The 22693-nt window shown below is 64.4% G+C and carries 18 protein-coding genes; 12 read left to right on the forward strand and 6 right to left on the reverse strand.

Features of this window, described 5'->3' with window-relative positions:
• Positions 1–20: 20 nt before the first annotated feature.
• On the forward strand, positions 21–1142 hold the full coding sequence (locus ABIC09_RS26855; RefSeq protein WP_354111130.1) for an FAD-dependent monooxygenase: 1122 nt from the start codon (positions 21–23) through the stop codon (positions 1140–1142).
• On the opposite strand, the gene mobA is transcribed toward ABIC09_RS26855, so the two are convergent.
• Together mobA and fdhD are read right to left on the reverse strand one after the other, a co-directional pair.
• Positions 1109–1783: a molybdenum cofactor guanylyltransferase MobA gene (gene mobA / locus ABIC09_RS26860; RefSeq protein ID WP_354111131.1), complete on the reverse strand. Its 675-nt coding sequence runs from the start codon at positions 1781–1783 to the stop codon at positions 1109–1111. The two genes, ABIC09_RS26855 and mobA, sit on opposite strands and share 34 nt — an antisense overlap.
• The gene (fdhD, locus tag ABIC09_RS26865) at positions 1773–2663 is read right to left on the reverse strand and encodes a formate dehydrogenase accessory sulfurtransferase FdhD (protein WP_148755392.1); all 891 of its coding nucleotides are present in this window, start codon (positions 2661–2663) and stop codon (positions 1773–1775) included. Before fdhD ends, mobA begins: the two co-directional genes overlap by 11 nt.
• Before the next feature lie 209 nt (positions 2664–2872).
• Between fdhD and mobB the strand changes: the two genes are divergently transcribed.
• From mobB to ybaK, 8 genes are all read left to right on the forward strand, one after another.
• Complete coding sequence (gene mobB, locus ABIC09_RS26870) at positions 2873–3400, forward strand: molybdopterin-guanine dinucleotide biosynthesis protein B (protein ID WP_148755393.1); 528 nt, start codon at positions 2873–2875, stop codon at positions 3398–3400.
• A 9-nt stretch (positions 3401–3409) separates the two neighbouring features.
• The gene (locus ABIC09_RS26875) at positions 3410–4666 is read left to right on the forward strand and encodes a molybdopterin molybdotransferase MoeA (protein WP_354111132.1); all 1257 of its coding nucleotides are present in this window, start codon (positions 3410–3412) and stop codon (positions 4664–4666) included.
• Between the two features lie 44 nt (positions 4667–4710).
• Positions 4711–4974 carry a sulfurtransferase TusA family protein gene (locus tag ABIC09_RS26880; RefSeq protein WP_148755395.1) on the forward strand — a complete coding sequence of 88 codons (264 nt, stop codon included), beginning with the start codon at positions 4711–4713 and terminating at the stop codon, positions 4972–4974.
• A 317-nt stretch (positions 4975–5291) separates the two neighbouring features.
• Complete coding sequence (locus ABIC09_RS26885; RefSeq protein ID WP_354111133.1) at positions 5292–6947, forward strand: OFA family MFS transporter; 1656 nt, start codon at positions 5292–5294, stop codon at positions 6945–6947.
• Between the two features lie 80 nt (positions 6948–7027).
• Positions 7028–7312, forward strand: a complete 285-nt coding sequence (locus tag ABIC09_RS26890; protein WP_354111134.1) for a hypothetical protein — start codon at positions 7028–7030, stop codon at positions 7310–7312.
• Between the two features lie 154 nt (positions 7313–7466).
• Positions 7467–9170, forward strand: a complete 1704-nt coding sequence (locus ABIC09_RS26895; RefSeq protein ID WP_354111135.1) for an NADH-ubiquinone oxidoreductase-F iron-sulfur binding region domain-containing protein — start codon at positions 7467–7469, stop codon at positions 9168–9170.
• On the forward strand, positions 9167–11932 hold the full coding sequence (gene fdhF / locus ABIC09_RS26900) for a formate dehydrogenase subunit alpha (RefSeq protein WP_354111136.1): 2766 nt from the start codon (positions 9167–9169) through the stop codon (positions 11930–11932). Before ABIC09_RS26895 ends, fdhF begins: the two co-directional genes overlap by 4 nt.
• A 166-nt stretch (positions 11933–12098) precedes the next feature.
• Positions 12099–12572: a Cys-tRNA(Pro) deacylase gene (gene ybaK, locus ABIC09_RS26905; protein ID WP_354111137.1), complete on the forward strand. Its 474-nt coding sequence runs from the start codon at positions 12099–12101 to the stop codon at positions 12570–12572.
• Between the two features lie 10 nt (positions 12573–12582).
• Here ybaK and ABIC09_RS26910 read toward each other — a convergent pair whose 3' ends face one another.
• Positions 12583–13290, reverse strand: a complete 708-nt coding sequence (locus ABIC09_RS26910) for a GntR family transcriptional regulator (protein ID WP_354111138.1) — start codon at positions 13288–13290, stop codon at positions 12583–12585.
• Between the two features lie 157 nt (positions 13291–13447).
• On the opposite strand from ABIC09_RS26910, the gene tcuA reads away from it, so the two are divergent.
• Both tcuA and tcuB read left to right on the forward strand, forming a co-directional pair.
• Positions 13448–14839: an FAD-dependent tricarballylate dehydrogenase TcuA gene (gene tcuA, locus ABIC09_RS26915; RefSeq protein WP_354111139.1), complete on the forward strand. Its 1392-nt coding sequence runs from the start codon at positions 13448–13450 to the stop codon at positions 14837–14839.
• Positions 14826–15926 (forward strand): tricarballylate utilization 4Fe-4S protein TcuB, encoded by a 1101-nt coding sequence (tcuB, locus tag ABIC09_RS26920; RefSeq protein WP_354111140.1) that lies wholly within the window; start codon positions 14826–14828, stop codon positions 15924–15926. Before tcuA ends, tcuB begins: the two co-directional genes overlap by 14 nt.
• Before the next feature lie 4 nt (positions 15927–15930).
• On the opposite strand, the gene ABIC09_RS26925 is transcribed toward tcuB, so the two are convergent.
• Together ABIC09_RS26925 and ABIC09_RS26930 are read right to left on the reverse strand one after the other, a co-directional pair.
• Positions 15931–16620 carry an alpha/beta hydrolase gene (locus tag ABIC09_RS26925; protein ID WP_354111141.1) on the reverse strand — a complete coding sequence of 230 codons (690 nt, stop codon included), beginning with the start codon at positions 16618–16620 and terminating at the stop codon, positions 15931–15933.
• On the reverse strand, positions 16613–20020 hold the full coding sequence (locus ABIC09_RS26930) for an acyl-[ACP]--phospholipid O-acyltransferase (RefSeq protein WP_354111142.1): 3408 nt from the start codon (positions 20018–20020) through the stop codon (positions 16613–16615). Before ABIC09_RS26930 ends, ABIC09_RS26925 begins: the two co-directional genes overlap by 8 nt.
• 672 nt (positions 20021–20692) lie before the next feature.
• On the opposite strand from ABIC09_RS26930, the gene ABIC09_RS26935 reads away from it, so the two are divergent.
• Entirely contained in the window at positions 20693–21313 is a 621-nt protein-coding gene (locus tag ABIC09_RS26935; RefSeq protein WP_354111201.1) for a TetR/AcrR family transcriptional regulator, read from the forward strand.
• Positions 21314–21322: 9 nt separating this feature from the next.
• Here the strand turns inward: ABIC09_RS26935 and ABIC09_RS26940 are convergent, their stop codons facing one another.
• A complete protein-coding gene (locus ABIC09_RS26940; protein ID WP_354111143.1) occupies positions 21323–22630 on the reverse strand; it encodes a GGDEF domain-containing protein in 1308 nt (435 codons plus the stop codon).
• Positions 22631–22693: the final 63 nt, after the last annotated feature.

Consider the following 22693-nt stretch of genomic DNA (forward strand, 5'->3'; position numbering starts at 1 on the left):
ACAATAGGGTAGGGGAAGCGATGGCAAGGCCGCTTTCGGTTGCCGTCGTCGGTGCCGGCATGGGTGGGCTCGCGACCGCTGCGGCGCTCAGGCGCGTCGGCGTGATGGTCTACGAGCAGGCCTCCCAGTTCGCTCGCATCGGCGCCGGCATCCAGATCGGCTGCAACGCGATGAAGGTGCTGCGCGCGCTGGGACTGGAGTCGCGAATGCGCAGCCAGTCGTTCTATCCGCGGTCCTGGAACAACCGCGCCTGGAAGAGCGGCGACATCAAGTTCGACATGATCTTTGGCGAGAGCGCGGAGGAGAAGTTCGGTGCGCCCTATCTGCTGGCGCATCGTGGCGATCTCCACGCAGCGTTGGCGAGCGTCGTGCCGGATGAGTGTGTGAGGCTCAACCACAAGCTCGTCGGCCTCGACGAGACCGGCGAGGGCGTTCGGCTGAGCTTCGCCGACGGCACCGGCGCTGTTGCCGATGCGGTGATCGGCGCCGACGGCGTGCATTCAGCGGTGCGCGACATTCTGTTTGACACCACGCCGGTCAAATTCACCGGCCGCATCGCCTACCGCGCCACCTATCCGGCCGCACTGCTCGGCGAGAAAATCGACGATTGCACGAAGTGGTGGGGCGAGGACCGCCACATCGTGATCTATTACGTCAAGCCTGATCGTAGCGAGGTCTATCTCGTCACCAGCCAGCCGGAGCCGAACTTCCTGATCGAGTCCTGGTCGGCGAAGGGCGACGTGCGCGATCTGCGCGCCTCGTTCGAAGGCTTTCATCCGCAGGTCGGAAAGGTGCTGGCGGCGTGTCCCGACGTGCACAAATGGGCGATCATGGATCGCGATGCGCTGGAGCGCTGGGCCGACGGCAAGGTGACGCTGCTCGGCGACGCCTGCCATCCGATGACGCCCTATATGGCACAGGGTGCCGCGATGGCGATCGAGGACGCCGCGGTGCTGTCGCGCTGTCTCGAAAGTGTCGACCGCGACGGCATCGTGGATGCTTTTCGCCGCTTCGAGGCGACGCGCAAGGTGCGGACCACGCGGGTGCAGGAGACCTCACGTGCCAACATCTGGCTGAAGGAGCGGACAGATACGAGCTGGGTCTACTGCTACGACGCCTGGTCGGTGCCGCTGGCGGCTTGAGCGTCATCCAGCGCCGCGAGCCGCTCGGCCTCTGCGATGTCCTCGACTGTATTTGCGTTGAAGAACGGATCGAGCGGCTCGGCCGGCCACGTCACCGTCGCCAGCGGGTAGCGCGCGGTCCAGCGGTCGATCTTGCGGAGATCCTCGACGACCAGTGCGTGACGAAGCTCGTGGCGCAAGGCGACACGCCAGAGGCCGATGACCGGATGCGACTGGTCGCCTGACGCTGCGACCGCAAGCTGCGCGTTCCCCCGTGCCCGGGCCTCATGCAGCCGCGCGACGAGGTCGCGTGGCAGGAAGGGGCAGTCGCCGGCGGCGCTGAGCACCCATTCGATCTCCGGCCGGTTCGCCGCGGTCCAGTCGAGCGCGGCGAAAATGCCGGCGAGCGGGCCGGGGAAGCCGGGGACGTCATCGGAAATGACCTGCAAGCCGAACGCGGCGAAGCGCGCTGGATCGCCATTCGCATTGAGGATCAATCCGTCGCACTGGGGCGATAGGCGCGCGATCACGCGCTCCAGGATGGTGCGGCCGCCGATGGTCCGCATCGGCTTGTCGCCGCCGCCCATGCGGCGCGCGAGGCCGCCGGCGAGCAGCACGCCAAGAGTTGATGGAATGCTCGTTGCCGGAGCCCTAGTCGTCACCACCTTCGCCCTTACGCTTGTGCCTCGCCGATTCCTCTTCGACGTAATCGAGATTCTGGTCGTAGACGATCCGTTCCTCGCCGGCGAGCGCGATGAAGCGCTTTCCGCGCGTGCGTCCGACCAGCGTCAAACCCACCTGCCTTGCAAGATCGACGCCCCAGGCGGTGAAGCCGGAGCGCGACACCAGGATCGGGATTCCCATCCGCACCGTCTTGATCACCATTTCCGAGGTGAGACGTCCTGTCGTGTAAAGGATCTTGTCGGACGCATCGACGCCGTGGCGATACATCCAGCCCGCGATCTTGTCGACGGCGTTGTGGCGGCCGACGTCCTCGGTGTAGCAGAGCGGCTCGCCCTCCCTGCACAGCACGCAGCCGTGGATCGCGCCAGCCTCCAGATAGAGCGAGGGCATGGTGTTGATGGTCTGTGTCATCTGGTAGAGCCAGGAGGTGCGCAGCTCGGCTTTCGGCAGCGCGACGCTTTCGACCGCCTCCAGCAGGTCGCCGAAGGCGGTGCCTTGCGCGCAGCCTGAGGTCTGCGTGCGCTTCTTCAGCTTGGCCTCGAAATTGGTGTGGTGCTCGGTGCGCACCACCACGACCTGGAGGTCGTCGTCGTATTCGACCTCGGTGACGGCGTCATTATATTTCAGCATGTTCTGGTTGAGCAGGTAGCCCAGCGCCAGATATTCCGGATAGTCGCCGATCGTCATCATGGTGACGATCTCCTGCGAGTTCAGATACAGCGTCAAGGGCCGCTCCATCGGCACCTTGATCTCGACCCTGGTGCCGGTCTGGTCGGTCCCGGTCACGCTCTGGGTCAGGCGCGGGTCGTCCGGGTTCGGAATGACCAGAGGCACCGGGGTTTTGTCGATCTTCATCATGGGTGCGACGTTAGCATGACATTCGGGTCAGGCCGATATATGCATGCACTGGAGAGCACGAAATGCCTCCGTTCGTCATTGCGAGCGCAGCGAAGCAATCCAGAAATGCATCCGCGGAGACACTCTGGATTGCTTCGCTGCGCTCGCAATGACGGGGAGAGGCTGGAGGTTCCATCGGCTGGTAGGCTGTCGGCGGAGATCGAGTTGCGATGAAAGTCATCGGCCTTGCAGGCTGGAGCGGTGCGGGCAAGACCACGCTGTTGACGCGGCTGATCCCGCATTTCAACGCGCAGGGCCTGCGCGTCTCCGTCATCAAGCATGCGCATCACCGGTTCGACGTCGATGTGCCCGGCAAGGATTCCTGGCGCCATCGCGAGGCCGGTGCGGCCGAGGTGCTGGTGGCCTCGTCGAACCGTTGGGCCCTGATGCACGAATTGCGCGGCGCGGCCGAGCCGCGGCTGCCGGAACTGTTGAACAAGCTGTCGGCGGTCGATCTCGTGGTGGTCGAAGGCTTCAAGCGCGAGCCGCATCGCAAGATCGAGGTGCATCGCGCCGCCAACGACAAGCCGCTGCTGTTCCCGGACGATCCCGGCATTGTCGGCATTGCGACCGACGTCGCGGTTGAAACCCGGCTGCCGACTGTCCATCTCGATGACATCGAGGCCGTTGCTGCATTGCTGCTGCGTGCGGCGATGCCGGTCGAGGAAGCGGTTGCAAGAAGCGCGGCGACGCGCTGACGAGGCACCATGGCGCAACTGTCGGACGATTGCTTTGCCTTCGGTGGACCGATGATGTCGCTCGATGAGGCTGTTGGCCTGATCAGGGCACGCGTCAGTGCGATTGCCGATCTCGATACAGTGGCGCTCGTTGACGCCGACGGGCGTGTGCTGGCGCGCGATATCGCGGCGCCCCTGCCGCTGCCGCCTTTCACCAACTCCGCCGTCGACGGTTACGCCGTGGGCAACGCCGACCTTCCGCGAGAAACCGAACAGGCATTCCCGCTCGATGGCCGCATTCAGGCCGGCGGCCTTGCGCAAGCACCGATCAAGCCCGGCCACACCGCGCGCATCTTCACGGGCGCACCGATGCCGCCGGGGGCCGAGACCGTCTTCATGCAGGAAGATGTCAGCATCGATGCTTCAGGCAAGATCGTGCTGCCACCCGGGCTGAAGCCTGGCGCCAATGTTCGTCCGGCAGGCGAGGACATTCCTGTCGGGCACGTCGCGTTACGCGCCGGCCAGCGGCTGCGGCCCCAGCATGTCGCGCTTGCCGCAGCCTACGGTCTGACCCGGCTCGATGTCGTCAGGCGTATCCGTGTCGCCGTTTTCTCCACCGGCGATGAGCTGGCCTCGCCCGGCGAGCCGCGCGCGGGCTCGCAGCTGTTCGATTCCAATCGCTTCATGCTGATGGCAATGCTGCGCCGTCTCGGCTGCGAGGTCTCCGATCTCGGCATCCTGCGCGACGAACGCACCTCGCTCGCCAACGGATTGAAGCAGGTCGCAAGCAGCCACGATCTGATCCTCACCACCGGCGGCGTCTCGACCGGCGAGGAAGACCACGTCAAGGCGGCGGTCGAGAGCGTCGGCTCGCTGGTGCTGTGGCGAATGGCGATCAAGCCGGGACGGCCCGTGGCGATGGGCATCATCGGCGGCACGCCGCTGATCGGGCTGCCTGGGAACCCCGTCGCGAGCTTTGTCACCTTCGTCCATGTGGTGCGGCCGACCGTGCTGACACTCGCCGGCAGTCTGCCGGAAAAGCTCATGCCGATCCCCGTGCGCGCGGCCTTCACCTACAAGAAGAAGATCGGCCGGCGCGAATATGTTCGCGCCTCGTTGCGACCGGGAGACGACGGCGCGCTGGAGGCAGTCAAGTTCCCGCGCGAGGGCGCCGGACTGCTCTCGTCATTGGTGGAGACCGACGGCCTCGTTGAGCTCAGCGAAGACATCACGCGCGTCGAGCCGGGCGACAGTGTAGGTTTCCTGTCCTATGCCGATCTGATCTGAGGCGACGCGTTGACGTCATCGACCCCTCCCGCCATGTTGCGCTCATGACCAGAACGACGCTTGATCTCACCGGGCTGAAATGCCCGCTGCCCGCCTTGAAGACGCGCAAGGCGTTGAAACCATTGCAGCCGGGCGATCAGCTCGAAGTGCACTGCACCGACCCGTTGTCGGTGATTGACATTCCGAACCTGATCCGCGAGACGGGCGACACGGTGGAGATCACCGAGCGCAACGACGCGCGCATCGTGTTCTTGATAGAAAAAGCGAATGGTTCGATAGACGCTGCCAATGCTGCGCTGCGTTCCTGAGCGCGTTACCGCGCTGATACCGACCTTTTATCTATCGACATCGACCACGGCTTCTGCCCCAATTGACTTTCCCCGTGCAGGCGCGGAGGTTGAGTCTTGTCCGCAATACGCAGATCAACGGGCCACTTACGAAGCTCGCAAATCGTATCGGGCATAGAGCCCCGCTCGACGGGTTAACTTTTCACACGCGCGTGACGATCCTGGCGCGCGTCGGGTAATTGTGCGGAGCAGCAGGGACAACAGCTGCGCCGCAATGGGCTGAGGACCAGGATGGTAGCGGCAGGCTGCTCAGAAGGGCGGCCGCAGGGGAGGAATGCATGACGACTATTGAGAGCGCTGGAAGAATCTCAGGCGCTGGCGCCGGTTTTCTGGACCGCGAGCGGACCGTCGCGACCGCTGGGTTCAATCGCTGGCTGGTGCCGCCGGCAGCGCTCTGCATCCATCTTTGTATAGGCATGGCCTACGGCTTCTCTGTGTTCTGGCTGCCGCTCTCGCGCGCGATCGGATTGACCGCGCCAAAGGCCTGTCCGGACATCTCGCTCTGGCAGGAGCTGTTCACCACGACCTGCGACTGGAAGGTCGCGAGCCTAGGCTGGATGTATACGCTGTTCTTCGTCTTGCTCGGCGTATCCGCCGCGATCTGGGGTGGCTGGCTCGAGCGCGCCGGTCCGCGCAAGGCGGGCGCCGTCGCTGCCTGTTGTTGGGGCGGTGGCCTTCTGATCGGCGCTTTCGGCGTCTACGTCCATCAGCTCTGGATCATGTGGCTCGGTGCCGGCGTGATCGGTGGCGTGGGACTTGGACTCGGCTACATCTCCCCCGTGTCAACCTTGATCAAATGGTTTCCGGATCGCCGCGGCATGGCGACCGGCATGGCCATTATGGGATTCGGCGGTGGTGCCATGATTGGAGCGCCTCTGGCCAACCTCTTGATCAACTATTTCAAGACGCCCAACTCGGTTGGCGTCTGGGAGACCTTCGTCACGATGGGGGTGATCTATTTCGTCTTCATGATGATCGGCGCCTTCGCCTACCGCGTGACCCCGGCCGGCTGGCAGCCCGAAGGCTGGACCCCGCCGAGCGAGAAGAAGTCGATGATCACCGAGCACCATGTGCACCTCGACAACGCGCACAAGACGCCGCAGTTCTGGCTGATCTGGTGGGTGCTCTGCTTGAACGTCTCGGCGGGCATCGGCGTGATCGGCATGGCCTCGCCGATGCTGCAGGAGATATTCGCAGGCAAGCTGATCGGGCATCCGGAGTTGACCTTCAGCCAGCTCTCGGTTGAACAGAAGGCAGCGATCGCTGCGATCGCCGCAGGCTTCGCCGGCCTGCTGTCATTGTTCAACATCGGCGGCCGGTTCTTCTGGGCGTCGATGTCGGACCTCATGGGTCGCAAGAACACCTACTACACGTTCTTCATCCTCGGCATCGCGCTCTATGCGCTGGCGCCGACCTTCGCGGCGATGGGCTCGAAACTGCTGTTCGTGCTCGGCTTCGGCATCATCCTGTCGATGTATGGCGGCGGCTTCGCGACGGTGCCGGCCTATCTCGCCGACATGTTCGGAACGCAGTTCGTCGGCGCCATCCATGGCCGGCTGCTGACGGCATGGTCGACGGCGGGCATCATCGGTCCCGTTGTCGTGAACTACATTCGCGAGTTCCAGCTCGCGGCCGGCGTGCCTCGCGACCAACTCTACAACACCACCATGTACATCCTTTGCGCCATGCTGATCGCCGGCCTGATCTGCAACTATCTGATCAAGCCGGTCGATCCGAAGTGGAACATGAGCGAGGCCGAGGTTGCCAAGCTCCAGGCCGCAAGCGCCAAGAGCGATGCGTCGATCCAGCACGGCTCGTTCGGTATCGGCAAGGGCGGGCTGGACGTCAGGGCCGCGCTGTTCTGGGCCTTTGTCGGCGTGCCGCTCGCCTGGGGCGTGTGGAAGACGCTGGAGAGCGCGGTGAAGATCTTCTGATCGTAATATGATCGCCGCGGCGCGCCGCTCGCGCGCGCCGCGGTCGCCACACCGTAAAAAAGAACATCTGGGGGATTTCGATGGTTCGCAACTTCGCTAATGTCGCCGCCGTGCTGCTCGTTGCCGGAGCGCTCCACTCCGCCTCAGCGCAGACAGCAACGGCTCCCGCTGCCCCGGCGCCTGCTGCAACGACCGAAGCTAAGCCGGGCAAGATCAAGTTCACCATGCAGAAGCTGAAGGACATGAAGGCAAAGTGGGCGGCCAACAAGCCGAAGCTGAAGGCCTGCCGCACTGAGGTGAAGTCCAAGGGCCTAGCCGGCGATGACCGCTGGTTCTACATCGAAGAGTGCATGAACAAGACCTGAGGTCGGGTTCCGCGAACCGCTCGAGATAAGGGGCACGTGGCTTGTTGGCTGCATGTCCCTTAAATGCTTATTGGGACGTATGAATTCTATTGGCATCTGGCATGCCAAAGACTAGGATTGGACCTGTTCGAAAGAAGGTTTACGAGACGCAGCGATGAGCCATGACGTGCACGAGGTCCGCTCGTTCGAACATCCGGGCGAGGGACGCAAGCGAGCCAAGGCCACGCCCAAGGGGCGGCAGGTCGATCCGACCGCCGCGCACGAGATCGAGCAATTGCTCGGCGATCACCCGCGGCGGCGCGATCTCCTGATCGAATATCTGCACCTGATCCAGGACAAATATCGCCAGATCTCGGCCGCGCATCTCGCCGCGCTGGCCGACGAGATGAAGCTCGCCTTCGCCGAAGTGTTCGAGACCGCGACCTTCTACGCGCATTTCGACGTGGTGAAGGAAGGCGAGTCTGACATCGCGCCGCTGACGATCCGCGTTTGCGATTCGCTGACCTGTGCGATGCTTGGCGGCGAGAAGCTGCTTGAGGATCTGCAGAGCGCGTCGGGGCCCGGCATTCGCGTCGTGCGCGCGCCCTGCGTCGGCCGCTGCGATACGGCGCCGGCCGCGGAGGTCGGCCACAATTTCGTCGACCATGCGACCGTCGCCAATGTGATGGCGGCAGCGAAGGCCGGCGACACGCATGCGCATCTGCCGAAATATATCGGCTACGACGCCTATGTCGCCGTTGGCGGCTACAAGCTGCTGGGTCGCCTGCGCTCCGGCGAATTGTCGAAGGACGATCTGCTGAAAGGGCTCGACGACGCTTCGCTACGCGGCCTCGGCGGCGCCGGCTTCCCGACGGGGCGCAAATGGCGCGCTGTGCTCGGCGAACCCGGTCCGCGCCTGATGGCGATCAACGGCGACGAGGGCGAGCCCGGCACGTTCAAGGACCGCTACTATCTCGAAAGCGATCCGCATCGCTTCATCGAGGGCATGCTGATCGGCGCGCATGTGGTGCAGGCCTCCGACGTCTACATCTATCTGCGCGACGAATATCCGGCGTCGCGCGAGATCTTGGAGCGCGAGCTTGCAAAGCTGCCTGCGGGCGGGCCGACGCTGCACATGCGCCGCGGCGCCGGCGCTTACATCTGCGGCGAAGAATCTTCGCTGCTCGAAAGCATCGAGGGCAAGCGCGGCCTGCCCCGGCACAAGCCGCCTTATCCGTTCCAGGTCGGCCTGTTCGGCCTGCCGACGCTGATCAACAACATCGAGACGCTGTGGTGGGTGCGCGACATCGTCGAGAAGGGCGCCGACTGGTGGAAGGGCAATGGCCGTCATGAACGCCATGGCCTGCGCAGCTTCTCGGTTTCGGGCCGCGTCAAGAATCCCGGCATGAAGCTCGCACCCGCCGGCATCACCGTGCGCGAGCTGATCGACGAATATTGTGGCGGCATGGCCGACGGCCATCAGTTCTACGCTTACTTGCCGGGCGGCGCCTCCGGCGGCATTCTGCCGGCGTCGATGGACGACATCCCGCTCGATTTCGGCACGCTGGAGAAATACGGCTGCTTCATCGGTTCGGCGGCGATCGTGATCCTGTCGCAAAAGGACAGCGTGCGTGCAGCCGCGCTGAACCTGATGAAGTTCTTCGAGGACGAGAGCTGCGGTCAGTGCACGCCGTGTCGCGTCGGAACCCAGAAGGCGGCGCAACTGATGCAGAAGCCGGTCTGGAACCGCGCCTTGCTGGAAGAATTGAGCCAGGCGATGCGCGATGCCTCGATCTGCGGGCTCGGACAGGCGGCATCGAATCCGCTGTCCACCGTGATCAAGTATTTCCCTGACGAGTTCAAGGAAGCGGCCGAATGACCAGAATTACGTTCGAGCTCGACGGCAAGCAGGTCGAAGCCGGTCCCGGCGAGACGATCTGGCAGGTGGCCAAACGCCAGGGCCGCGAGATTCCGCATCTCTGCTATTCGCCCGCGCCCGACTATCGCCCTGACGGCAATTGCCGCGCCTGCATGGTCGAGATCGAGGGCGAGCGCGTGCTGGCCGCGTCCTGCAAGCGCACGCCGTCGGTCGGCATGAAGGTGAAGACCGAATCCGCGCGTGCAGTGTCGGCGCAGAAGATGGTGATGGAGCTGCTGGTCGCCGACCAGCCGGCGCGCGAGACTTCGCACGATCCGGATTCGAAGTTCTGGCACTGGGCCGAGACGACAGGCGTCACCGAGAGCCGCTTCCCCGCCGCCGAGCGCTGGGAGGCCGATGCCAGCCATCCGGCGATGCGCGTCAATCTCGATGCCTGCATCCAGTGCGGCCTCTGCGTGCGCGCCTGCCGCGAGGTCCAGGTCAACGACGTCATCGGCATGGCCTATCGCGGCCATGGCTCGAAGATCGTGTTCGACTTCGACGATCCCATGGGCGAGTCCACTTGCGTCGCCTGCGGCGAATGCGTGCAGGCCTGCCCGACCGGCGCGTTGATGCCGGCCGTGATGCTGGACGACAAGCAGACGCGCGTCACCTATGCCGACCGGAAGGTGGATTCGCTCTGCCCGTTCTGCGGCGTCGGCTGCCAGGTGACCTACGAGGTCAAGGACGAGAAGGTGATCTATGCCGAGGGTCGCGATGGCCCCGCCAATCACAACCGTCTTTGCGTCAAGGGCCGCTTTGGCTTCGACTATATCCACCACCCGCACCGCCTGACAAAGCCGTTGGTGCGGCTGCCGAATGCGAAGAAGGATTCCAACGACCAGGTCGACCCCGCCAACCCCTTCACGCATTTTCGTGAAGCGAGCTGGGACGAGGCGCTCGACATCGCCGCCAAGGGTCTCGTCAATATCCGGGATGAGAAGGGCGTGAAGGCGCTGGCAGGCTTCGGTTCGGCCAAGGGCTCGAACGAAGAGGCCTATCTGTTCCAGAAGCTGGTGCGCACCGGCTTCGGCTCGAACAATGTCGACCACTGCACCCGTCTGTGCCACGCCTCGTCGGTGGCGGCGCTGTTCGAGGGCCTCAGCTCGGGCGCGGTGTCGGCGCCGTTCTCGGCGGCTATGGATGCCGAGGTGATCTGGGTGATCGGTGCCAATCCGACGGTAAATCATCCCGTCGCCGCGACCTACATCAAGAACGCGGCCAAGAACGGCGCAAAGCTCTTCGTCATGGATCCGCGCCGGCAGAGCCTGTCGCGTCATGCGACCAAGCATCTGCAGTTCAAGCCGGGCTCCGACGTCGCCATGCTGAATGCGATGATCAACACGATCATCACCGAAGGCCTGACCGACGACCAGTACATCGCCGGCTATACCGAGGGCTTTGAGGATCTCAAGGAGAAGATCAAGGATTTCACGCCGGAGAAGATGGAGCCGATCTGCGGCATTCCGGCGCAGACGCTGCGCGAGGTCGCCCGGACCTATGCGCGGGCAAAATCGTCGATCATCTTCTGGGGCATGGGCATCAGCCAGCACGTCCATGGCACCGACAATGCACGGTGTTTGATTGCGCTCGCACTGATCACCGGCCAGGTCGGCCGTCCCGGCACAGGCCTGCATCCGCTGCGTGGCCAGAATAACGTGCAAGGTGCCTCCGACGCCGGCCTGATCCCGATGTTCCTGCCGGACTACCAGCCGGTCGGCCGCGACGATTTGCGCGGCAGTTTCGAGAAGCTATGGGGACAGGATCTCGATCCCGTCCGCGGCCTGACCGTGGTCGAAATCATGAACGCGATCCACGCCGGCGAGATCAAGGGCATGTATATCGAGGGCGAGAACCCCGCGATGTCCGACCCTGACTTGCAGCATGCGCGCCAGGCGCTCGCCATGCTCGATCATCTCGTGGTGCAGGATCTGTTCGTCACCGAGACCGCCTTCCACGCCGACGTCATCCTGCCGGCCTCGGCCTTTGCGGAAAAGGAAGGCTCGTTCACCAACACCGACCGCCGCGTGCAGCTCGCGCGCCAGGTGATCAAGCCACCCGGCGATGCGCGGCAGGATCTCTGGATCATCCAGGAGATCGGCAAGCGCATGGGCCTGCCGTGGAATTACGCCGGCCCGGGCGAGGTCTACACCGAGATGGCGGAGCTGATGCCGTCGCTCAAGAACATCAGCTGGGAGCGGCTGGTGCGCGAAGGCGCCGTCACCTATCCGGCCGACGATCCGAACAAGCCCGGCAACGAGATCATCTTCACCACGGGCTTCCCGACCGCGAGCGGCCGCGGCAAGATCGTGCCGGCCCATGTCATTCCGCCGGACGAAGTGCCCGACGACGAATATCCGATGGTGTTCTCCACCGGCCGGGTGCTGGAGCACTGGCACACCGGCTCGATGACCCGTCGCGCCCAGGTGCTCGACCAGATCGAGCCCGAGGCGGTCGCGTTCATGTCGCCAAAGGACATGCGCAAGAAGAAGCTGCTGCCCGGCGATTTCATTCGGCTGGAGACCCGCCGCGGCGCGATCGAGGTCAAGGTTCGCTCCGACCGCGACGTGCCGGAGAACATGGTGTTCATGCCGTTCTGCTACGCGGAAGCGGCGGCGAACCTGCTGACCAACCCGGCGCTCGATCCGTTCGGCAAGATCCCGGAATTCAAGTTCTGCGCGGCGAGGGCCGAACGCGCGGAGATGCGGGACGCGGCGGAATAGCAATCCGCGAAAACAACCCCATGCACAGTAGAACGGGGGTTGAAAGGCTTGGGGAATTTTCGGTCTTGCCGAAACGACTTGCAGCGTCGGGCAAAACACCTGTATCAATGCATGGTCACCACAGCGCCCGGATTTTCCGTTTGCAAGGGCGGTGGTAAACGTAACCATGTCCAAAGTCACCCCAGCCACCCGCGCGCTCACCGCCGCTGGCGTTGGCTTCACCATCCACGCCTACGATTACGATCCGGAGGCCGAAAGCATCGGGCGGCAGGCGGCCGCCGCGCTCAGTGAGGATCCGGCGCGCGTCTTGAAAACGCTGATGGCGCTGGTGGACGGCAAGTCGGTCTGTGTCATCGTTCCGTCCGACCAGGAAGTCTCGATGAAAAAGCTCGCCGCGACCGTGAGCGGCAAGTCGGCGCAGATGATGAAGCCGCCGGAGGCCGAGCTTGTCACCGGCTACAAGGTCGGTGGCATCAGCCCATTCGGGCAGCGCAAGCAGGTCGGCACCGTGATCGGGCAGACCGCGCTCGCCCATGACTTGGTCTATCTCAATGGCGGTCAGCGCGGCCTACAGGTGCGGATGAAGCCGACCGATGTGCGGGATGCGTTGAAGGCGATCGTGGCGGACGTGATCGCGTAGGGCTCTTGCCCTACTGTTTCTGCAACAGCTTGAGCCGGCAACGCAGCGCCTCGCGGATATGCGCGCGCGCGAGCTGCTCGGCCTTGTCGCCATCGCGTGCGGCGATGGCCTCGATGATGGCCTGATGCTCGCCATGGCTGGTCGAGGGGCGCCCCGTCACGGTGAAGGTGGTGGGGCCGAGCAGGGCGATCCAGTCCTGCAATTCCCGCGACGCATTGTCGAGATAGCGGTTGCGCGCGGCGCGGCAGATGGCTTCGTGAAAGGCGCGGTTGAGCCTTGCCATTTCTCTTGCCATTTCTCCTGCCATCCCGGCGGCATCGGTCTCGGGCGCCTCGACAAAGGCCTGCTCGATATCCCTGAGCGCGTGGATCTCCGGCGCAGACGCGTGCTCGGCGGCGAGGCGCGCGGCGGCGCCCTCCATGATCTCACGCATGGCGTAGAGCTCGAGCACCTCCGATATGTCGAGGTTGCGGACGATCAGCCCGCGGCCGCCGGCGGGCTCGACGAAGCCGCGTGCCGCGAGACGGCCCAGAGCTTCGCGCACCGGCGTACGGCTGACCTTGAGGCGCTGGGCGACCTCTTCCTCACGCAGGCGATCGCCGGCGCGGTAGTTGCCGGCCTGGAGCGCCTCGCAGAGCGAGCGGAACACCGCTTCGCCCAGCGCCACGCCGCCGCCACGTGCGATCGATCCGCCTGCCTTTGCCGGGCGTCTGGCCATGAATCCTCGGGCTCGCAATGCGCATCCTGCCCATGCACAGATGCCGCTTTGCACCAAATGTATATCTTTGTATACAAAAGTACGCAATGATGGATCGGCTTGACCGGGGCGGCCCGCGGGCAGAATGTCTCTAACCTCGTCGCATCGGACAGACGGCATGGGCAGCAAATACGATGTGCTGGTGATCGGCGGCGGCAACGCGGCGCTGTGCGCAGCGATCAGCGCCCGCCGCGGCGGTGCCTCGGTGCTGGTGCTCGAAGGTGCGCCAAAGTTCTATCGCGGCGGCAACACCCGTCACACCCGCAACATGCGTTGCGCCCATGACGCCGCGACCGAAATCCTGACCGGTCCCTATACCGAGCAGGAGTTCTGGGAGGATCTCCTGCTCGTCACCGGGGGACAGACCGACGAGGTGCTCGCCCGCCACATGATCCGGGAGTCCAAGGACATCCTGAACTGGATCGTGGAGCAGGGCGTGCGCTGGCAGCCGTCGCTCGGCGGCACGCTGAGCCTGGGCCGCACCAACTCGTTTTTCCTCGGCGGCGGCCGTGCGATGCTGAATGCGCTCTATCTCACCGCCGAACGGCTCGGCGTCGACGTCGAATACGACGCCGAGGTCACCGACCTCGTGATCGAGGACGGCATGTTCGTCGCCGCGCGCCTGAAGCGGCCGATCAACGGCGAGACCGAGATCCGCGCGACCTCGCTGGTCGCCGCGGCCGGCGGGTTCGAAGCCAACATCGAATGGCTGAAGCAATATTGGGGCGAGGCGGCAGACAATTTCCTGATCCGCGGCACGCCCTATAATCGCGGCTCGATCCTGAAGATGCTGCTCGACAAGGGCGTGCAGGAGGTCGGCGATCCCACCCAGTGCCACGCGGTCGCGATCGACGCCCGCGCGCCGAAATTCGACGGCGGCATCATCACGCGGCACGACTCCGTCGTGTTCGGCATCGTCGTCAACAAGCATTCGCAGCGCTTCTACGACGAAGGCGAGGACATCTGGCCGAAGCGTTACGCGATCTGGGGTCGGCTGGTTGCGGCGCAGCCCGACCAGATTGCTTACATCATCTTCGATTCAACTGTCGTCATGAGCTTCATGCCGACGCTGTTCCCGCCGATCGCCGGGCAGACGATCGCCGAGCTTGCAGCCAAGCTCGACCTCGACCCGGCCGCGTTGGAAAAGACCATCATCGAATTCAACGCCGCAGTGCGGCCCGGCACCTTCGACCACACCATTCTCGACGATTGCGTGACCGAAGGCATCACGCCGCCCAAGACGCACTGGGCGCGGCGGATCGAGACGCCGCCTTATCTCGCCTATCCGGTGCGGCCCGGCATCACCTTCACTTATCTCGGCACGCGCGTAGACAAGCAGGCGCGGATGCTGATGGCTGACGGCAAGCCGTCGGCCAACATGTTCGCCGCCGGCGAGATCATGGCTGGCAACGTGCTCGGCAAGGGGTATGCCGCGGGCATGGGCATGACCATCGGCAGCGTGTTCGGGCGGATCGCAGGACGGGAAGCGGCGAAACATGCACGGAACTAGAATTTTGGACGAAGCCGACCGTCTGATGACGGTCTGCAATTCCTGCCGCTACTGCGAGGGTCTCTGCGCAGTGTTTCCCGCGATGGAGATGCGACGCGCCTTCTCCGATGGCGATCTCAACTATCTCGCCAACCTCTGCCATTCCTGCGGTGCCTGCTACGTCGACTGCCAGTTCTCGCCGCCGCACGAGTTCAACGTCAACGTTCCCCAAACGCTGGCGGTGGCGCGCGCCGAATCCTATGCTGCTTATGCGTGGCCGCAGGCGCTGTCCGGAGCTTTCGCACGCAATGGACTCGTCATCAGCATCGTTGCCGCACTCAGCATGGCCGCCTTCATCCTCGGCTTTGCGGCGCTCAACGACCGCGGCGTGCTGCTTGGCGTGCACACCGGTCCCGGCGCGTTCTACAAGCTGATGCCGCATAATGCGATGGCCGCATTGTTCAGCGCTGCCTTTCTCTATGCGATCCTCGCGCTGGTCATGAGCGTTCGCGCGTTCTGGCGCGACATCGGCGCACCGATCGGCGGCCGGGCCGACGGCGGCTCGATATTCCAGGCCATCCGCGACGCCGGCGAGCTGCGCTATCTCCATGGCGGCGGGGTCGGTTGCTACAACGAGGACGACACGCCGACCGATCGGCGCAAGCTTTTCCATCACCTGACGTTCTATGGCTTCCTGCTGTGCTTTGCGGCAACCTCGGTTGCCACGCTGTATCACTATCTGCTCGGCCGCGAGGCGCCGTATCCGTGGTGGGATCTGCCGGTCGTGCTCGGCACGCTCGGCGGCATCGGTCTCGTCGTCGGCCCCATCGGGCTGCTCGTCGCCAAATTGCGCCGCGCGTCCGAGCTTCTCGACGAGACCAGCTACGGCATGGATGTCGGCTTCATCGCCATGCTGTTCCTGACCGGCCTCACCGGCGTGCTGCTTCTGCTCCTGCGCGAGACCGCCGCCATGGGTCCGCTGCTGGCGCTGCATCTCGGCGCGGTGTTCGCGCTGTTCATCACCATGCCCTATGGCAAGTTCGTGCATGGCATCTACCGCTTCGCGGCGCTGGTGCGTTACGCGCAGGAGCGGCGAACGTCGGCGTGAGCCGTCAGGACGGACTGAATCGACCGTCGCACAGAAACGCGATCGTCTGCTCGATCGCTGCGGCGTGACGCGGCAGTCCGGTGTGCGATGCCTTGACGACGACGTGGTCGGCCATGCCAGCCAGCTTCGCGCTGGCAACCGAAACCCGTCCGTCGTTGGGGCGTGGCAGAACAAAGGCCGAGGCGATCGGCGCGATGGTGCGGCATCCGGCGATGATACCAATCGCATAATCGGGTGACGGCAGGTCGGCGAGCACCGGGTCCTGGGTGGTGGTCAGCTGCAGGCCGGCCGGGCCGAAAGCGGCACGGTAGAGTGACAGGTCTTTCAGGAGATCGGCGACCTCGCTGCCGCCATTGGGCGTGCCCAGCAACACGACGCGGCCAAGCCGCGCCGGCCGGTATCGCGCGATGTAAACCCGCGCAAGCAGCCCGCCCATGGAATGGGCGACGAAGTGGATCGCGCCGTCGCATTGTTCGGCGAATGCGGCGATCGGCGCCTGGATCTCCTCCGCGAGTGCCTCGAGCGGCTTCTTGCGGCTGGAATAGTCGAGATTGAGCGTCGCGAAGCCGCGACGCTGCAACGCTCGATCCAACTTCTTCAGCGTCCAGGAGCCGACGCCAATGCCATGCAGCAGCACCACGCCGTCGCACCGCGCTTGCGCTGGTGCAACGGCCGTTGGCCGCGTGTCACGCAACTTCGCGCTCCGACGCAGGCGTTGCCTGCTCTTGGGCCATCGTCGTTGCCGTAACATAGTCGGTCTTGCCGGTGCCGAGCAGCGGCACCTTGTCGACCACCATGATCGTCGCGGGGACCGTCAGCTCGGAGGCGCCGATCGCCTTGGCCTGGGCCTGCATCGTGCTGCGCTCGGCATTCTTCTCCGTCGTCAGCAACACGATGCGCTCGCCCTTGCGCTGGTCGGGGATCGACACCGCGACCGATACGGCCTGCGGCCACAGCGTCGTCGCGATGCTCTCGACCGCCGACAGCGAGACCATTTCGCCTGCGATCTTGGCAAAGCGCTTGGCGCGGCCCTTGATGGTGATGAAGCCGGCCGCGTCGATCGCCACGATGTCGCCGGTGTCGTGCCAGCCCTCGGCAAGCGGCTCGAGCACGCCGGGATTTTCGGCCCTGAGGTAGCCGAGCATCACGTTCGGTCCGCGCACCGACAGGCGTCCGCCTTCCTCGATGCCCGGAACCGGATCGAGCCGGCTTTCCATCAGTGGCGAGAGGCGGCCGACAGTGCCGGGACGGTTGGCCATCGGCGTGTTCATCGCCAGCACCGGCGCCGTCTCGGTGACGCCATAGCCTTCGAGGATGCGGATGCCGTAGCGCTCCATGAACACCTTCCGCGTACGGTCCTTGACCGCTTCGGCGCCGGCGATCACCAGCCGCAGCGTGCGGAAGTCGTAGGCGTGCGCCGAACGGGCGTAGCCGGTGAGGAACGTGTCGGTGCCGAACAGGATCGTGGCGCCGGTCTGGTAGATCAGCTCGGGCACGATGCGGTAGTGCAGCGGCGAGGGGTACATGTAGATCGGAATGCCGGCGAGCATCGGCATCATCATGCCACCGGTCAGCCCGAAGGAGTGGAACACCGGCAGCACGTTGAACACCTTGTCATTGGCGTTGGCGTCGACCCGCGCCAGCGCCTGCGCGGCGTTGGCGAGGATGTTGCGGTGGGACAGCACCACGCCCTTGGGCGTACCTTCCGAGCCCGACGTGAACAGCACGACGGCTGGATCGTTGGCCTGGCGGGCAACGCGCGGCGCGCTGCCGGCGAGCAGGCCCTTGAGCTTGTCGGCCGTACCGATCGAGGCGCGGACGTCCTCGAGATAAACGACGCGCGCCTCCGCGGAGATCGCTGTCATCAGCTTGTCGAGCTTGCCCTTCTCGATGAACGCCTTTGAGGTCAGCACCGTCTTGACCTGCGCAGCCTTCATGGCGGCGAGGACGTTGACCGGGCCGGCCGAGAAGTTGAGCATTGCCGGAACCCGGCCGATGCTCTGCAGCGCCATGAAGACGACGGCGACGCCCGCGGAGTTCGGCAGCAGCACGCCGACATTTTCGCCGGCCGAGGTGCCGGCTTCGAGCTTGCGGCTCAACACCTGCGCACCGAGGATCAGCTTGCGATAGGTCAGCCTGGTGCCGAGCGCGTCCTCGACGATGACCTTGCCGGTGTCGCGGTCGCGGTAGGCATGGCCGAGCGCCTCGAACAGCGTGTGGTCGAGCATGGCGTTCTTGACCATCGCATCGATCATCACGTCCTGGAGCGCTGCGCCCGCAGCATTACGGCGCGCCTTGCCCTTCAGCGCCGGATCGACCGGAAGCTTGACCGGCGGCAGGATCGTCACCGTCACCCGCGGAAACCACGAGCGCTTGATCTGGCTGCTGTCGAGGTAGCTGAGATGCGAGCGCTGGGCGCCCTCGATGCGAACCGGCACGACGACGGCGTCGGCCTTGTCGGCGATCATCGCGGTCCCGTCATAGACCTTCATCAGCGAGCCGGAGACCGTGATGCGTCCTTCCGGGAAGATGACGACCGGTTCGCCGGCAGCCACGAGCTTGATCAGGTCGCGTGCGGCCAGCGGCTTGCTTGGGTCCATGGTGTAGTGCTTGACCACACGCAGGAACGGCTTGGCCCACCACGCCTTGGAGATCCCGGTATCGACCGCGAAGCTCGCGTCGATCGGCAGCACGGCGTGCAGCAGCGGGCCGTCGATCAGGCTGACATGATTGGGCGCGATCAACATGCGCGTGCCTGATGGCGGCAGGTTCTCGAGCCCGCGCACCTCGGTGCGGAACAGGGCGCGGAAGAAGAGCCCGCCGAAATCGCGCACGCCCTCCTTGCCCCATTTCGTCAGCACGAACCACACCGCGCCGAAGCTTGCGACACCCAGGCCGAGGAAGATCCAGCCGACATGCAATCCGGCCGCCTGCAGCAGCGCGACGAACAGCGAGCCGACCACCATGAAGGCGGCCTGCAGCACGTTGCCGGCAGCGATGATGCGGGCGCGCTCGTTCGGCGCCGACCAGGCCTGCACCGCGGCGAAGGACGGAACGACGAACAGCCCGCCGCCGAAAGCGAAGGCGACAAAGTCGATCAGCATGCGCAGGCCCGCAAACGAGGTTGCGAAATCGACCGCGGCGATGTCGTTCCCCTTCACGGTGACGCCGATGGCCCAGGCAAGGTCGATGCCGGCAAATCCCATCATGATGGCACCGATCGGCACCAGCGCGAGGTTGGGGCGAACGTGGCTCAGGCTGGCCGCAAACAGCGAGCCGATGGCGATGCCGATCGCGAAGATCGCCAGGCACAGCGTCACCACGCCTTCGTTGCCACCGACGACGTCCTTGACCAGCGCCGGCAGCAGCGACAGCACGATCGCGCCGACCAGCCAGAACCAGGAGACAATCACTGTGCCGTCCCACAGCCGGTGATCCGCATGGAGCGTCTTCAACAGGCCGAACGTCGAGGTCCAGGGATTGGCATCGACGGGCAGATCGGGCGCGGAGGGCGTTGTTTGCGGAATGCGGGAGGCAAAGGCCCACGACAACAGGGCCAGCACGACCACGGCCGATGCGACCCAGCCCATATGGGCGGAGCCCGCCACGAACTGGCCGCCCGCGACGGTGCCGAGCAGGATGGCCATGAAAGTCGCGCCCTCGACCAGCGCGTTGCCGGTCGCGAGCTCACCGAGTTCGAGCTGGTCCGGCAGCATGGAGTATTTTACGGGGCCGAACAGGGCGGCGATGATGCCGAACAGCGCAAGCGCCGCGAACAGCAGCGGCACCGAGTGCAGGAAGAAGCCGGCGGCGGCGAAGGCCGCAGCGAAGATCTCGGTGAATTTCAGCCGCCTTGCGACGACCGATTTGACGTATTTGTCGGCGAGCTGGCCGCCGAGCCCGGACAGGATGAAATAGGGGAAGATAAAGACGGCGCCGGCGACCGTCACCAGCGCATCGCCGTGGCCGGTCGCGGCGCTGTAAAGCAGGATGATGACGAGTGCGTTCTTGAGCACGTTGTCGTTGAGCGCCGAGAAGAATTGCGCCCAGAACAGCGGCGCAAATCGGCGTGACGACATCAAATCCCTGATCATGACGAGTCCTGTTTTGGAAGAGCAGCCTGAAGGTGTTGCGTTATCGGTGAAACGTCACGACCGGAAGGGTGTGGGAGGAACGATTGCAGGGTGACGACGGTCATCGGCCTGCTCTGTCCCCTCGGTCCCTCCGATCCTGTTGGTCTCCAAGTGGTCTCGTCAGGTTCGCAAATATCCGGTTGCGGCCGCGGTTTCGGGCGGAAATGCCGCGCTTACGGGACGTCGCTCTGGCCGATAAGCAAAAGCTGAATCGTCTCTCTCTCACAACCGCGGGATCGGCCACGAATGTCCGGACATAATAAGTCTTTGTTGCGGCCTGTCCTCGCATTCGAACCGGCTCGCATGCGCACCGGTTTCTCTTCAGGTGAGGTGAGCGAGGTGGCGAAAGGGGTTTAAGCGGCCGAGCACGCTGAAGCGGCGGCGCTCGTGGCGGGAACGGGTGGTCCGCCACATCCGGAAGGTCGCGCGGCGCTCAGCGAGCACGCCGGCAATATCGCAAGCATTCGCGATCCGATCGATCGGGGCCATGACGACCCGCAGCAGGGCGCGGCCGGAGCCGCTCAAGAGAGCCGTGGCGTCGTCGACGAAGGTGGAGGCGATATCGACAGCGAGGGTTTGCATTTTGCAGGTCTCCGGGTTAGTTTGAACAATGTTCACGTGAGTAGCTTTAAAATGAACAATGTTCAAGAAGAATCATTGCGGGACCAGAAAAAAAATCGACGGCGTCTCCAGATCCTGGAGATCGCCCGCAGCATTATTGCGACTAAAGGATTGAGATCGTTGAAGGTTCGAGACGTGGCCGAGGCCGCCGGCTGCTCGGTCGGCAGCGTCTATAACGAGTTCGGCGACTTCGACGGGGTGATCCTGACGGTCAATCGGGAGACGGTTCAGGCGTTGACGCTGCGGCTGGGCCGGGTTCCGGCTGAGGACCCGGTCCGCCAGCTCTATGGTCTGGCGGAGACCTATCTCGAATTCTTCGCCGACAACGCCAATCTGTTGCGCTCGCTGTTCGAGCATCGGATGGAGGACGACCGTCCTTATCCCGACGACATTCTTCAGATGGTGATGGACGCCTTCGCGCTGATGCATCCGCCTCTGGTGCGTTTGCTACCGGATGCGGATGACGTGAAGATCGCACTGCTGTCGCGGACGTTGTTTTCCGCAGTGCATGGGATCATCTCGCTCGGCCTCGAAGAACGCATGGTCGCCGTGCCGCCGCAGATGCTGCGCCAGCAGGTCACGCAGTTCCTGGACGCGCATCTCCTGGGTCTCGGGATCTTGCCGGCACGATAACGGCGACGGTCACGCGCGGGCAGCTTCGCGCGACGGCGCAGCGACGAGAGCGACGTCCGGCCTTCCGTTGTCGACTTGAACCCGGTTACGCCCCTTTTCCTTGGCGCAATAGCAGGCGGCATCCGTCCGGCGCATCGCCTCCTCGAGCGTGGTGTTGGCGTCGGCAATGCAGGCAACGCCGATGCTGGCGGTCACCGCAAAATAGCGATCGTCCCAGGCGAAATTGAACATCTCGAGTGATCGCCGCAGCCGCTCGGCGATATCGACGGCGTCGTACGGCGCGCATTGCGGCAGGATCAGGCCGAACTCGTCACCGCCGAGCCGTGCGACCAGATCGTGCGGCCGCCGGTCCTGCTGCAGCAGGCGCGCGACCTGACACAGCAGTCGATCCCCGGCAAGATGGCCGCAGCTGTCATTGACGCTCTTGAACTGGTCGAGGTCGAGCAGGATCAGGCTGAGCGAATTTTCGCCGCTATCATCGAGCTCCCTCTGCAGGCGCGCCTCGAAGGCCCGCCGGTTGGCGATGCCGGTCAACCAGTCATGCGAGGCCTGAAAGGCGAGGCGCTCCTTCTCGGCATGCAGCGCATCCTCGAACGCCTGCCGCTGCAGCACCAGTCGACGCGTGTGCCAGATCAGAAGCAGGATCAGGATCGCGGCGGTGGCGATGTTGAGCCATGTCAGCGTCAGCTTGATGGCGCGGGACCCTTCGCCGAGCACAGTCGAGAATCGCTCGGCATGCCCTGTGAACTGCCCGTTCAGCTCCGAAAGGCGCGACGACAGGAATTGCAGACGGTCGCTGTCCCTGACGGGACCGTTTTTTAGTTCACTCTTGATGACTTCACCGAAGACGCTGAGCTCCAGCAGCATCGGATCGGTGGCAGCCCACTCCCGGATCGCTTCGCGGAGGAAGCTGACGCGGTTGAAATAGCGGAACAACCAGATCAGGCCGGGAACGTCATCTGGATGGTTGCCACCCTGCAGGAAGCCGATGCGCGCGAGCTCGACGTCGACCGGATCGCCGTCGAGTGCCCATCTCGCGTATTCGTCGCCGATCGGGACGGCGAGCGAGGTCTGATATTGCGCGAACTGGCTGGCCTGGCCCGAATGCAGATAGAGATTGAGGAAATAAACGGCGTTCTTCTGCGAGCGCGACCACATCGCCTCGCCCGCGACATAGGCGCGAACCGATGACATCACCTCTAAGCTGAATCCCGCGATCGCCGCCTGAAGCATGACGACCGTCACGAAAGGCGAGACAAGCTTGATGACGTGAAGGAAGCTGCGTTCCTTCGCCGACGTTGCTGTTCTGCGAAACACCCTGCGTTCCCCAAATCGCTCAACGACCCCAGCGGAGCGTCGGCTGATAACGCGGATTACGCG

The sequence above is a fragment of the Bradyrhizobium sp. S3.12.5 genome (assembly GCF_040548225.1).
Classification (GTDB): Bacteria; Pseudomonadota; Alphaproteobacteria; order Rhizobiales; family Xanthobacteraceae; genus Bradyrhizobium; species Bradyrhizobium cytisi.